The 13,226-nt window shown below is 52.2% G+C and carries 13 protein-coding genes; 8 read left to right on the top strand and 5 right to left on the bottom strand.

Annotated elements, in window-relative coordinates:
• Positions 1 to 8: 8 nt before the first annotated feature.
• The gene (dsdX, locus tag OGY67_RS23365; protein WP_003827107.1) at positions 9 to 1,346 is read right to left on the bottom strand and encodes a D-serine transporter DsdX; all 1,338 of its coding nucleotides are present in this window, start codon (positions 1,344 to 1,346) and stop codon (positions 9 to 11) included.
• Positions 1,347 to 1,575: 229 nt separating this feature from the next.
• Between dsdX and dsdC the strand changes: the two genes are divergently transcribed.
• Entirely contained in the window at positions 1,576 to 2,502 is a 927-nt protein-coding gene (gene dsdC, locus OGY67_RS23360; protein WP_003827110.1) for a DNA-binding transcriptional regulator DsdC, read from the top strand.
• A 78-nt stretch (positions 2,503 to 2,580) separates the two neighbouring features.
• Positions 2,581 to 3,663, top strand: coding sequence for a cellulase family glycosylhydrolase (locus OGY67_RS23355; RefSeq protein ID WP_032945440.1), 1,083 nt, complete (start codon positions 2,581 to 2,583; stop codon positions 3,661 to 3,663).
• Here OGY67_RS23355 and emrD read toward each other — a convergent pair.
• From emrD to tisB, 3 genes are all read right to left on the bottom strand, one after another.
• On the bottom strand, positions 3,590 to 4,774 hold the full coding sequence (emrD, locus tag OGY67_RS23350) for a multidrug efflux MFS transporter EmrD (RefSeq protein WP_286574607.1): 1,185 nt from the start codon (positions 4,772 to 4,774) through the stop codon (positions 3,590 to 3,592). The two genes, OGY67_RS23355 and emrD, sit on opposite strands and share 74 nt — an antisense overlap.
• 191 nt (positions 4,775 to 4,965) lie before the next feature.
• The gene (locus tag OGY67_RS23345; RefSeq protein ID WP_079934375.1) at positions 4,966 to 5,799 is read right to left on the bottom strand and encodes an EamA family transporter; all 834 of its coding nucleotides are present in this window, start codon (positions 5,797 to 5,799) and stop codon (positions 4,966 to 4,968) included.
• Positions 5,800 to 5,922: 123 nt separating this feature from the next.
• Positions 5,923 to 6,012, bottom strand: a complete 90-nt coding sequence (gene tisB, locus OGY67_RS23340) for a type I toxin-antitoxin system toxin TisB (RefSeq protein WP_003023909.1) — start codon at positions 6,010 to 6,012, stop codon at positions 5,923 to 5,925.
• A gap of 521 nt (positions 6,013 to 6,533) precedes the next feature.
• Between tisB and ivbL the strand changes: the two genes are divergently transcribed.
• The 3 genes from ivbL (at position 6,534) to ilvN (ending at position 8,722) form a co-directional block, all read left to right on the top strand.
• Positions 6,534 to 6,632, top strand: coding sequence for an ilvB operon leader peptide IvbL (gene ivbL / locus OGY67_RS23335; RefSeq protein WP_003827118.1), 99 nt, complete (start codon positions 6,534 to 6,536; stop codon positions 6,630 to 6,632).
• A 107-nt stretch (positions 6,633 to 6,739) separates the two neighbouring features.
• The gene (gene ilvB, locus OGY67_RS23330; protein ID WP_032945438.1) at positions 6,740 to 8,428 is read left to right on the top strand and encodes an acetolactate synthase large subunit; all 1,689 of its coding nucleotides are present in this window, start codon (positions 6,740 to 6,742) and stop codon (positions 8,426 to 8,428) included.
• A gap of 3 nt (positions 8,429 to 8,431) precedes the next feature.
• The gene (ilvN, locus tag OGY67_RS23325; protein WP_003023914.1) at positions 8,432 to 8,722 is read left to right on the top strand and encodes an acetolactate synthase small subunit; all 291 of its coding nucleotides are present in this window, start codon (positions 8,432 to 8,434) and stop codon (positions 8,720 to 8,722) included.
• A gap of 1 nt (position 8,723) precedes the next feature.
• On the opposite strand, the gene OGY67_RS23320 is transcribed toward ilvN, so the two are convergent.
• On the bottom strand, positions 8,724 to 9,509 hold the full coding sequence (locus OGY67_RS23320) for a DeoR family transcriptional regulator (RefSeq protein ID WP_003827122.1): 786 nt from the start codon (positions 9,507 to 9,509) through the stop codon (positions 8,724 to 8,726).
• A 324-nt stretch (positions 9,510 to 9,833) separates the two neighbouring features.
• On the opposite strand from OGY67_RS23320, the gene rbsK reads away from it, so the two are divergent.
• From rbsK to OGY67_RS23305, 3 genes are read left to right on the top strand one after another with little or no spacing between them, the layout of a single operon-like run.
• Positions 9,834 to 10,754: a ribokinase gene (rbsK, locus tag OGY67_RS23315; RefSeq protein WP_048227354.1), complete on the top strand. Its 921-nt coding sequence runs from the start codon at positions 9,834 to 9,836 to the stop codon at positions 10,752 to 10,754.
• 27 nt (positions 10,755 to 10,781) lie between these two features.
• On the top strand, positions 10,782 to 12,098 hold the full coding sequence (fucP, locus tag OGY67_RS23310; RefSeq protein ID WP_003827126.1) for an L-fucose:H+ symporter permease: 1,317 nt from the start codon (positions 10,782 to 10,784) through the stop codon (positions 12,096 to 12,098).
• 11 nt (positions 12,099 to 12,109) lie between these two features.
• A complete protein-coding gene (locus tag OGY67_RS23305; RefSeq protein ID WP_286574604.1) occupies positions 12,110 to 13,123 on the top strand; it encodes an aldose 1-epimerase family protein in 1,014 nt (337 codons plus the stop codon).
• Positions 13,124 to 13,226: the final 103 nt, after the last annotated feature.

Below are 13,226 nucleotides of genomic sequence, written 5' to 3'. Positions count from 1 at the left end.
CTTTGCGCTTAGATAATAAAGGAAAGCAGGAATGTGCAAGCCAGTGCAATCACGGACGCGATAAATGTCGCGGTCGTATAGTATTTAAACGTTTCATTCAGGGTGGCACCGCAGTATTGCTTCACCAGCCAGAAGAGGGAATCGGTAACGATCGTGCAGCCAATAGCGCCGGAACCGATAGCAATGGCGATGATCTCCGGGCTGACGTTGGGATAGAGCGGCAGCATCGGTGCAACGATTGCCGTGGCGCCCATCATTGCCACCGTGGCGGAACCCACCGCAGCATGCAGGATTAACGCCACCAGCCACGCCAGCAGAATCGGGTGCATATGCATGTTCGAGAGGATCAGCGCAAGAGTATCCGCCAGCCCACTGCTCTTGAGGATAGCGTTGAATGCGCCGCCTGCGCCGATAATCAACAGAATGTTAGCGATGGAGCCAAAACCGTTTTCAGTGTGGGTCAGCAACGTACCCATACCGATGTGCTGACGCAGGCCGAGAATGTAATAGGCAACGAAAACGGCAATAAACATCGCGGTGATCGGGTTACCAATAAACTCCAGCAGCGTATATACCGTGCTGCCTTTCGCCATGTTCAGCTCAGCGACGGTTTTTACCAGCATCAGGCCAATCGGTAGCAGAACGGTAAACAGCGTAGCACCCAGCGACGGTAGCGTACTTTCGTCACGTACTTTAAGGTCAGAAAACTCAGCCGGAACCGGTTTAAACGGCAGACGGTTACCCAGGAATTTCAGGTACAGAGGACCACCGATCAGCGAGGCCATCAAGCCGACCAGTAAGCCGTAGACAATCACGGTGCCAATGTCTGCGCCCAGCTTGTTCGCCACGAACAGGGCAGCCGGATGCGGTGGTACCACGCAGTGCACCGCCATCAGCGCCGTACACAGCGGAATCGCCAGCTTCAGTAATGAAGTATTGGTTTTCTTGGCAATTGAAAAGGCCAGTGGAATCAACAGCACCACGCCGACTTCAACAAACAGCGTGATCCCGCAAATCAGCCCAACCAGAACCATAATGACGTCGGCGGATAGCCAGCGGCAGCGCTGCAGCGTCAGGCCAATGCGTTCGGCTGCGCCGGACACTTCCATCATTTTGCCCAGAATGGTCCCAAGGCCGATAACCGCGGCGAGGAAGCCCAGCGTACCGCCGATGCCACTCTCAATGGCATTGACCATATCCAACGGCCCCATGCCCATCATCGTACCCACGAAGAAGCTGGCTAACAGCAGCGCCAGAAACGGGTGGAATTTGAACTTCACGATGGTCAAAACGATTAACACGATGCTTATCAGCAGCGTGCTCACAACCCAGATTTGAGAGTGCATAACTCACCTTGCCCTGTGATTAATATAGGGTTATTGGACAAAAATAAGGCATGGTCTGACAAACGATATAAATCCCCCTTCACATGAGCCAGATTGCATCAAATGAGTGATTTATGTCTAATTGCGCTTTGTTTATGCGATATGGTTCACTCTGATTCACCTTTGAGCTGATTTTTGCAGCGAACTTTTTTACACTCCAGCGCATGAATCAGAAGGAAAGGAGGTGAGAATGGATCCCCTACGCGAAGTCAGAAACCGGCTGCTCAACGGCTGGCAGTTGTCAAAGCTGTATACTTTTGAAGTGGCGGCCCGGCATCAGTCTTTTGCGCTGGCGGCAGACGAGCTGTCATTGAGCCCCAGTGCCGTCAGCCATCGCATAAATCAGCTTGAAGATGAGCTTGGTATCCAATTATTTGTTCGTTCTCATCGCAAAGTGGAACTCACTCATGAGGGCAAACGGGTATTTTGGGCGCTGAAGTCGTCACTGGACACGCTCAACCAGGAGATTCTTGATATTAAGAATCAGGAGCTCTCGGGGACGCTCACCGTCTACTCACGACCTTCTATCGCCCAGTGCTGGCTGGTTCCGGCGCTCGGCGACTTTACCCGTCGCTACCCGTCAATTTCGCTAACCATGTTGACCGGGAACGACAACGTCAATCTACAGCGTGCGGGTATCGATCTCGCCATCTATTTTGACGATGCACCCTCCGCGCAACTCACGCATCACTTCCTGATGGATGAAGAGATCCTGCCGGTGTGCAGCCCGGACTACGCCCGCCGCCATGACCTTACCGGTTCGCTGGTGAATTTGCCGCACTGTACGTTGCTGCACGACAGACAGGCGTGGAGTAACGATTCCGGGACCGATGAGTGGCACAGTTGGGCGCAGCATTTTGCGGCGAATTTGCCGACATCGTCGGGGATTGGTTTTGATCGTTCGGATTTAGCAGTAATTGCGGCAATGAACCATATCGGCGTGGCGATGGGCCGAAAACGGCTGGTGCAAAAACGCCTCGACAGCGGAGAGTTGATTGCGCCTTTTGGCGATATGGCGCTGAAATGTCATCAGCATTACTACATCACCACGCTGCCCGGCAGGCAGTGGCCGAAAATCGAGGCGTTTATTGGCTGGCTACAGGAGCAGGTTAAATAAGCGGGTCGCGAATATTTTTTACGCTTTCGCTCTACACTGAAAGTGAAAAAGCGTGCTAAATACGTGATATCACTCCTGATGATTTGCGTAAGGACGACCGTGTTAAAGCCGATTGTTTCCCTTTTACTGTTGGCCAGCGCCACCGTGTGTGCCGCGCAACCTGCGTTGACGGCGGCGCAGTATGTGCAGCAGCTTGGGGTTGGGATGGACGTAGATTGGGCGCGTACCGATCGGGGCATCCGTGAATTCGATCCGCTGGTGGTGAGGGATTATAAGGCGAAAGGGTTGACCCACGTGCGCATTCGCGTGGCGGGTGAGCCTACGGAGGCGCGGCTCATTCATCTGCGCAAGCTGGTGGAAGCCTGCGAGCAGTATGGCGTGATCCCGATAATCGCCTATCAGGCTGACGAGTATAAAAAAGACCCCAGTGCCAGTAACGAAAAAGAGGTGGTTAACTGGTGGGTGGCAGTGGCGCATTACTTTGGTCAAAGTTCGCCGTTGCTGGGTTTCGACCTGATTTATGAACCTGCCGATAAGCTCAACCATAATCAGGCGTCGCTCAATAGGGTGTATGACAAAACCATCCGTACCATCCATGCCATCGATCCACAGCGAATGATATTTATCGCGCCGAAACTGCATGCCGCTCCGGAAGATTTGCCCAACCTAAAATTGCCGCCGCAAAGTCAGAATACCGTGCTGGCCCAATGGCATATTTTCCCGTGGGGGCCGCTGAAAAATAACGGTAAATACCCGTGGACCTCAGGGACAGCGGCAGAAAAGGCCGCCATTCGTGCCCGTATCAATACTGCCATTCACTGGCAGCAGAAAACCGGTCATGTTAGTTGGGTAGGAGGCTGGTCGCCGGGAGAAACCATCAGGAATGCGCCTTCTGCCTCGCAAATGGCGTTTGCCCGCTTTATGGCTTGCGAGCTGAAGAAAGCGAAAATTCCCTATGCTATCAATGCGGATACGCAGTTCTATGATGGTGAGGAAGGTGCATGGAGACCGGCGCTGGAGCCGTTGTTGAATACCATGATTGCCCCTGAGTGTGAAAAGCCCGGCGAGAAGCCGGGCCATCATACGCTTAAACCGCCTGTCCCTGATGCGACACGCGTGACGCCAGCGGAAGCCAGCAAACAAAAATCAACAGCCCCATAAGGGTCATCAGCAGGCCCAGACTGGCTTGCCCGGTCTGCGGCAGCATGGCAGAGAACCACGCCAGCACGCCGGAACCAATGTTCTGTAATCCACCAACCAGCGCACCAGCAGTACCGGCCAGGAACGGGAAAGGCTCCATTGCGCCGCTGGTTGCCAGCGGAAACAGCATCCCGGCGCCGAAGAAAAACAGTGCGGCGGGAACCAGCAGCGTCCAGACGTTCATCACGTCGAACAGACCAGGGATCCACATCATCAAACCGGCGACCAGACAGCAGATAACTGACTGCCACATTAGCGTCGAGAAACGCTTATTCGGGCGACCGGCGAACCAGGCACCAAAAAACGCCGCCGGAATGGGCAGAATAAACAGGATACTGACCACCATGCTGCTTAAGCCGAGACGCGCGCCTAACAACACCCCGGAACAGGCTTCGAAGACCGCAACGCCCGCCAGGCCGCCGATCAGCATCAGCACGTAACAGGTGAAAGAGCTGTTGCCAAACAGCGTTTTGTAGCTGGCGATAAGCCGTGGACGCGGCGCACCTGCGGGGCGCGTTTCCGGCATCCAGCGCGCTATGCTAAACGTGACGCCTGCGCACAGCACCAGCAGGAAGATGTAACAGGCACGCCAGTTCCACAGGGTATCCAGCATACCGCCAATCAATGGTGCCAGCAGTGGGCTGACCAGAATCCCCATGTTTAACAGGCTATTAGCGTGGCGTAACTGCGTGCCTTCATACAAATCGCGCGGTAACGTTCGCGCCATCACACCGCCGACGCCCGTTCCCATCCCCTGTATTGCGCTGGCGATAATCAATACCGTCAGGCTGTGGGTGGTTATGGCGACCAGCGTAGCCAGCATAAAAATGGACATCCCGGCGAGGATCACCGGGCGGCGGCCAACGCGATCGGAAAGTGGGCCGTAAATCAGTTGTGACAGGCCGTAGGTCAACAGATAGGCGGCCATCACGCTTTGCACCGCCCCTTCGCGAACGTTCAGTTCACGCGCCATATCAGCAATCGCGGGGATATAAATGGTTTGCGCCATCTGACCTACCGCCACCAGTAATACCAACATCAACAACAAATTGACGCTTCTATGCCTTTTCATTTCGCTGATTACTTTTCAAAAAGTGAAAAAATAAGAATAAGGTGCTGCACTTTCCCGTAAATGCGCGTGGAATCTACCACAACAGAAAAAGAAGGCCAGATAGTGGGCTGGAATGTTTAAACGATGAACGGCAGGAAATGTAAACAAAAAGCGGCAACAAATGTTGCCGGATTGCATCGGGTTTACAGAGGTCATGATAAGCGTAGCAAAACTGCGCCTATGGCAATGCCTCCAGCCGCAACAAGACGTATTCCGGCAACCTTCTCTTTCAGTAGCAGCCACGCGAGCAGCGCGCCAAACAGGATGGAAGTTTCACGCAGCGCAGCGACTACCGCCAACGGAGCCTGAGTCATGGCCCACAGCGCCAGACCGTAAGAACCCATTGTGCCAATCCCGCCAAGAATACCTTTCTTCCACTGCTGTACCAGATAGCGCGACGCTTCCCGGCGTCGGGCAATCATCGCCCAGCCCAGCAGGCAGGAGCCGTTCAGAAAGAAGGTCCACAGCGTATAACCCAGCGCGGTTTCTGATAAACGTACGCCGGTGCCATCAACCAGCGTATATCCGGCGATAAAGCAGGCGTTAATGAGCGCCAGCACGATCCCGCGTTGCGAGCTGCTGCGTCCGTTAAACGCCATGCCGAGGATCGCCAGACAGATCGTGGCAATCCCCACCCAGGCTAGAACAGAGAGGCTATCGCCAAGAAACAGGACGCTGATAATTGCGACCAGCAGCGGCGCTGTGCCGCGCATTAACGGATAGGTCTGGCTCATATCCGAAACCTGATAGGTTTTGGCGACCAGGACGGTATATACAATTTGCAACGCAGTTGAGACGGCTAAAAAAGGCAGGCTGGCGGCGGAAGGTTGCGGCGCAAAGGGTAAGAAAATCAATGCCATAATTGCAGCAGAACCGCTGACACCGATCGCTGAGTACAGTTTATCGTTTCCAGCTTTAACAATGGCATTCCAGCTGGCATGCAGCAGCGCGGCGAACAGCAAAATGCAGAAAACAGAAAGCGTCATGGTGGAATTCTTCCCTGAGAATGTCATAAAAACGTAACATATTGGCGCGACACAAGCACCAGGGAGAAGGTGAAAGGGGAGCGGAGTGTTACCCGCCCCCCTTAGGTGCGACTTGAATCCGAATTACTTAACGTATTTCAGAACGGCATCAAGTAGTTGCAGTGCTGCAACAATGAGTTTGAGGATAAGAATAGCGATATCCACGAGGCTCATACGCTCTCCTTTTGGTACAAGGAGCACGGTGCTGACGTACCTCGCCGCTGCCTGTTGCCAGCACCTTTGTTGACATAACACAGTGTGCTCACACGGGGGTTAAGGCGCTGACGGCACCACCCGTTTCAGCCAGGACTTTGATGCGCCGGTTTACGATGCGGCCCCCGCATAACACATTGCGTACCGAGACATTATAGATAAATACTGTATAAATTAACAGTATTTTATAGACGTTACGCTATTCATGTTCCATACTCAAAACCATCAAAATTCGTGCCGAAATTGCGTGTTCTTCGCAGAACGCGTATACTTTTTTCGTTGACATAACACAGTGTGTTCGGCGGCTACCAACCGCACAGCACTGAAAAAAACCTCGCTCCGGCGGGGTTTTTGTTTTTCAGCAATGCACAACGAAATGTGATCGTTGACGCATTTTTATGCAGATGAAAATTTTTCCATTGTCACGCTGAAAAACCTGTGTTTGTATAAATCCAGTTAATCAACAAACAGACAGGTCCCTAATGAACCCTTCCATGCTGACTGCGACCCTACTAAAAACTGCGCCATCTCGCGCAGCGGTCGTCGTGCGTGTGGTGGTGGTCGTCGGCAATGCGCCGTAGGGTCCGAATCAACACACGATTCCAAAACCCCGCCGGCGCAAACCGGGCGGGGTTTTTCGTTTCAGAGACCTGCCCGGAGCAAAGGCCCAGAATAAAAGGACTGGAGCATGGCAAGTTCGGGCATAACATCCAAGCGTACGCGTTTTACGGGCGCAGAATTCATCGTTCATTTCCTGGAACGCCAGGGAATTCAGGTTGTTACCGGTATTCCCGGCGGATCGATTCTTCCCGTCTATGACGCCTTAAGTCAAAGCACGCAAATCCGTCATATCCTGGCGCGCCACGAGCAAGGAGCAGGGTTTATCGCGCAGGGAATGGCGAGAACCGATGGCAAACCCGCCGTCTGTATGGCCTGCAGCGGACCGGGCGCAACCAATCTGGTGACCGCCATTGCTGATGCGCGTCTGGATTCCATCCCGCTGGTGTGTATCACCGGGCAGGTTCCGGCCTCAATGATAGGCACCGACGCCTTCCAGGAAGTCGACACCTACGGCATCTCTATCCCCATCACTAAGCACAACTATCTGGTCCGCCATATCAGTGAATTACCGCAGGTCATGAGCGATGCGTTCCGCATTGCGCAGTCCGGACGTCCAGGCCCGGTGTGGATAGACATTCCTAAGGATATTCAAACCGCCGTTTTTGACATTGAAGAGATGCCGGAGCCTGCACAGAAAATGGAGGCACCAGCGTTCAGTCAGGACAGCATTCGCGATGCCGCAGCCATGATTAACGCCGCACAGCGTCCGGTGCTGTACCTCGGCGGCGGCGTGATTAACGCACCTGAGCGCGTGCGTGAACTGGCGGAAAAAGCGATGCTGCCCACCACTATGACCTTAATGGCGCTCGGTATGTTGCCGAAAGCCCATCCGCTGTCGTTAGGCATGCTGGGCATGCACGGCGCGCGTAGCACTAACTTTATTCTGCAAGAAGCGGATTTATTGATTGTTCTGGGCGCACGTTTTGATGACCGGGCGATTGGTAAAACGGAGCAGTTCTGCCCGAACGCCAAAATCATTCACGTAGATATCGACCGCGCGGAGCTGGGTAAAATCAAACAACCGCACGTGGCGATTCAGGCGGATGTCGATGAGGTTCTGGCGCAATTGATCCCATTAATTGACGCGCAGCCGCGAGAGTCGTGGCATCAGACGGTGGCCGATTTACAACGTGAATTCCCTTGCACTATTCCGCAGGAAAGCGACCCGCTCAGCCACTATGGATTGATCAACGCCGTGGCTGCCTGCGTAGACGATAGCGCCATTATCACCACCGACGTAGGCCAGCATCAGATGTGGGCGGCACAGGCTTATCCGCTGAATCGTCCGCGTCAGTGGCTGACCTCCGGCGGTCTGGGAACTATGGGCTTTGGCCTGCCAGCGGCAATTGGCGCGGCGCTGGCCAATCCAGACAAGAAAGTGCTGTGCTTCTCCGGCGACGGCAGCCTGATGATGAATATTCAGGAAATGGCGACAGCCAGCGAAAATCAGCTGGATATTAAAATCATCCTGATGAATAACGAAGCGTTGGGTCTGGTGTATCAGCAGCAGAGTCTGTTCTATAAGCAGGGTGTTTTTGCCGCGACCTATCCGGGGATGATTAACTTTATGCAGATAGCCGCCGGGTTTGGTCTCGAAACCTGCGATCTGAATAACGAAGCGGACCCACAGGCAGCGTTGCAGGAGATTATTAATCGTCCTGGGCCTGCGCTGATCCACGTGCGCATCGATGCCGAACAAAAAGTGTACCCGATGGTGCCGCCGGGTGCGGCAAACACAGAAATGGTGGGGGAATAAGCCATGCAACAGCAGACTCATGACAACGTAATCCTGGAACTCACCGTACGCAACCATCCGGGCGTAATGACTCACGTTTGCGGGCTGTTCGCCCGCCGCGCGTTCAACGTAGAAGGCATTCTCTGTCTACCGATTCAGGACAGCGATAAGAGCCGCATCTGGCTACTGGTCAACGACGATCAACGTCTTGAGCAGATGATAAGCCAGATCGACAAGCTGGAAGATGTGGTGAAAGTGGCCCGCAACCAGTCCGATCCGTCGATGTTTAACAAAATTACCGTGTTCTTTGAGTGAGTTAGTCGCCGTCTGAATCCGGGGTGATCACTTTGACAGAGCCGTTCCGGCAGTGGGTTGCGTAATCTGCCGGTAACGGACGGTCGCTTATCAGTACGTCAAAGGTGGAGAGTGGACCAATGCTGGCGGGGGCGACCTCATCGAACAGGGCGTGGCGCGTCAGCAGAATTTTGCGTAATCCGCGTTCCATCGCTTTGCGTTTTGTGGCCAGATCGTCCGGATTGAACCAGCTAACGCCGAAATGCTCATGGACTCCGCTGGCGGAGATAAAGACTTTCCGTGGGTTGAGTGCATCCAGCGGGGAGGGATTGCTGGTGTCGTAAAAGGCGTCACTTTTCGCCCGGTAGGTCCCCCCGCAAAGAATCGCTGTGGCGTTGGGCTTTTCATTTAGCGCTACGAACACCCGGTGCGAGTAGCAAATCCCGGTAAAGGAAATATCGTCCGGGATCATGCTGACCACCAACGGCATTTCCGCACCATTATCAAAAAAGACCAGATCATTTTCACTCACCAGTCCCGCAGCCAGAATGGCAACCGGTAAATCGTCGCGGTGATACTGTTTTTGTGCGGGGAGTGGCGCGTTAACGATGGCAGCAGGTTTGTTCACCATCACAATGTAACCACCGAGCAGCGTGAGTGGTAACGGTTCGTCATCCTGACTGAGATCCCGACGAATAGTCATCACGGAAACTTCCAGCATTCGTGCCGCCTCTTTCAGATGGATTCGGTCGGTCTTCTTCAACAATTCCATCAGACGTCGAATACGTTCTTTTTGCTTAGTTTCCATGTGCTTCTCCACGAATCATGTTCCCATGTTCCTTCAGTAACATTTTTGTGTTTCTGAGAACATGACATTGCCGCATTACTATACGTCTGACTATCCGGAAATAAAAGCGTGTTTTTTCACGTTTTATTGATTATATCCAGTTAATTTTCAGTCAATTGTAAGCAACTTTATCATTTGTATTGTGATGTGGGTGTAACATTTAGTGCAATAAATAAACAATAAAATGATCTTCCAATCGCGATCCTAGTCACAAATGATACGAAAGTAACATGATAATGTTATTTTAATATCATTATTGTGTGATTGTTTCTGAGAGGTAGTAAAATGGATATCGCGGTTATTGGCTCCAACATGGTGGATCTCATCACCTACATCAACCAGATGCCCAAAGAAGGGGAAACGCTGGAAGCACCGGCGTTCAAAATTGGCTGTGGGGGCAAAGGCGCAAATCAGGCCGTTGCGGCCGCTAAGCTCAATTCCAAAGTGCTGATGCTGACAAAAGTCGGTGATGATATTTTTGCGGATAACACTATTCGCAATCTCGAATCCTGGGGAATTAATACTACCTATGTCGAAAAGGTACCCTGCACCAGCAGCGGTGTCGCACCGATCTTTGTTAATGCCAACTCCAGCAACAGTATTCTGATTATTAAAGGAGCGAACAAATTTCTCTCCCCGGAAGATATCGATCGTGCGGCGGAAGATCTGAAAAAATGTCAGCTTATTGTCCTGCAACTGGAGGTGCAGCTGGAAACCGTTTATCACGCGATTGAATTTGGCAAAAAATACGGTATTGAAGTGTTACTGAATCCCGCCCCTGCATTACGGGAATTAGATATGTCTTATGCCTGTAAATGTGATTTTTTTGTGCCGAATGAAACCGAGCTGGAAATATTAACCGGTATGCCAGTAGATACTTATGACCATATTCGCGCAGCGGCACGTTCTCTGGTTGATAAAGGTCTGAACAATATTATCGTCACCATGGGTGAGAAAGGTGCGCTGTGGATGACGCGTGACCAGGAAGTCCATGTTCCAGCGTTTAAAGTGAACGCTGTCGATACCAGTGGCGCAGGCGACGCTTTCATCGGTTGTTTTGCTCACTATTACGTTCAAAGCGGTGATGTGGAAGCCGCCATGAAAAAAGCCGCTCTCTTCGCTGCTTTCAGCGTTACCGGGAAAGGCACTCAATCATCTTATCCAAGCATCGAACAATTTAATGAGTTTCTTACCTTAAACGAATAATACTCCTGCACTGTAAAAGGTAGCACTATGAACGATAAAAACATCATTCAGATGCCTGACGGCTATTTGAATAAGACCCCTCTGTTCCAGTTTATTTTGTTATCCTGTTTATTCCCGTTATGGGGATGCGCAGCCGCATTAAATGATATTCTGATTACGCAATTTAAAAGCGTATTTTCACTCAGCAACTTTGCCTCGGCATTAGTTCAGAGTGCCTTTTATGGCGGTTATTTTTTAATTGCGATTCCAGCATCTCTGGTGATTAAAAAGACCAGTTATAAAGTCGCCATCTTAATGGGGCTGACCCTTTATATCGTTGGGTGTACGCTCTTTTTCCCGGCATCGCACATGGCCACCTACACCATGTTCCTTGCGGCGATTTTCGCGATTGCGATTGGTCTGAGCTTTCTGGAAACAGCAGCCAACACCTACAGCTCAATGATCGGCCCAAAAGCGTATGCCACTTTACGCCTGAACATCAGTCAGACTTTTTATCCTATTGGTGCGGCTGCTGGCATTCTGCTGGGTAAATATCTGGTCTTCTCTGAAGGTGAAAGCCTGGAAAAACAGATGGCCGGGATGAACGCTGAGCAGATCCATAACTTTAAAGTGTTGATGCTGGAAAATACCCTTGAGCCATACAAGTACATGATTATGGTACTGGTTGTGGTGATGGTGTTATTCCTGCTGACTCGCTTCCCGACCTGTAAAGTCGCGCAAACCACGAGTCATAAACGCCCGTCAGCGATGGATACACTGCGTTATCTGGCCAGCAATGCCCGTTTCCGTCGTGGAATTGTGGCGCAATTTCTTTATGTGGGGATGCAGGTCGCGGTATGGTCATTCACCATCCGTCTGGCACTGGAATTAGGTGATATCAACGAGCGCGACGCCTCAACCTTCATGGTCTATAGCTTCGCCTGCTTCTTTATCGGCAAGTTTATCGCCAACATTTTGATGACGCGCTTCAATCCGGAAAAAGTGCTGATTCTCTATTCCATTATTGGTGCGCTGTTCCTCGTCTATGTTGCACTGGCGCCAAGCTTCAGCGCTGTGTATGTCGCAGTGCTGGTGAGTGTCCTGTTTGGACCCTGCTGGGCGACAATCTATGCGGGTACGCTTGATACCGTGGATAACGAGCATACCGAAATGGCGGGTGCCGTCATTGTCATGGCGATTGTCGGCGCGGCGGTGGTTCCGGCGATTCAGGGCTATGTGGCCGATATGTTCCATTCATTGCAACTTTCGTTCCTGGTTTCCATGCTGTGCTTCGTGTACGTCGGTATCTACTTCTGGCGTGAAAGCAAAGTGCGCAACAACCTGGCTGAAGCGACAGTTTCCTGAGGAGAGCGATCATGACAACACGTATAACGCTGTGGCGAGAACTCTTTGCAGAGCATCCGCGAATCTTACTGAAGAATAACGACTTCACAGTTACCGCATTTCGTTACGCCAGCGGAGTGGAAGGGCTGAAGGTAGAAAACAGTCGTGGACATCTGGTTATTCTGCCCTGGATGGGGCAGATGATCTGGGATGCTCAGTTTGATGGCCATGACCTGACCATGCGTAACATGTTCAGTCAGCCGAAACCGGCGGCGGAAGTGGTGGCGACCTACGGCTGTTTTGCCTTCCACTCAGGTCTGTTGGCAAATGGCTGCCCATCACCAGAGGATTCACATCCTTTGCACGGTGAAATGGCTTGTGCCACGATGGATGAAGCCTGGCTGGAGCTGGAGGGTGAGAATTTGCGCGTGGCTGGACGCTATGAGTATGTGATGGGGTTCGGTCATCATTATCAGGCGCATCCTGCGGTGGTAATGCACAGAGCGAGCGCGCTGTTTGATATTCAGATGGCGGTTACCAACCTCGCCTCAGTGGCAATGCCGTTGCAGTACATGTGCCATATGAACTATGCCTACGTACCGGAAGCTACCTTCAGCCAGAATATTCCGGATGAGGCCATGAAGCTGCGTGAGTCGATACCCGCGCATGTTAAGCCGACTGAGCAGTGGCTGGCGTTTAATCAGCGGATTGTTCAGGGCGAGGCTTCTATGGCGCGGCTCAATGAACCGCATTTTTACGATCCGGAAATTGTCTTCTTTGCTGACCAACTGGACAGGTACACCGATAAGCCAGAATTTAGCATGATCGCGCCTGATGGCACCACGTTCGTTACGCGTTTCTCCAGCACGGAGCTGAATTATGTGACGCGTTGGATCCTCTATAACGGCGATCAACAGGTTGCGGCATTCGCCTTGCCTGCAACCTGTCGACCTGAAGGATTCCTGGCAGCACAACGCAATGGCACCTTGATTGAAATAGAACCGCAGCACACCCGGACATTTACAGTCACAACTGGCATAGCCTGATCGCTCAAGGCTTGAACACCAAAGCACTTATCGTTAAGGTAAGCGCTTTTGCCGGATGGCGGCATTAATGCCTTATCAGGCCTACAACGGCACCCGCCCGTAG

This window comes from Citrobacter sp. Cpo015, from assembly GCF_030333035.1.
Classification (GTDB): Bacteria; Pseudomonadota; Gammaproteobacteria; order Enterobacterales; family Enterobacteriaceae; genus Citrobacter; species Citrobacter portucalensis.
Note: the sequence above shows the minus strand (reverse complement) of the source record. Positions and strands in the feature narration are given on the sequence as shown.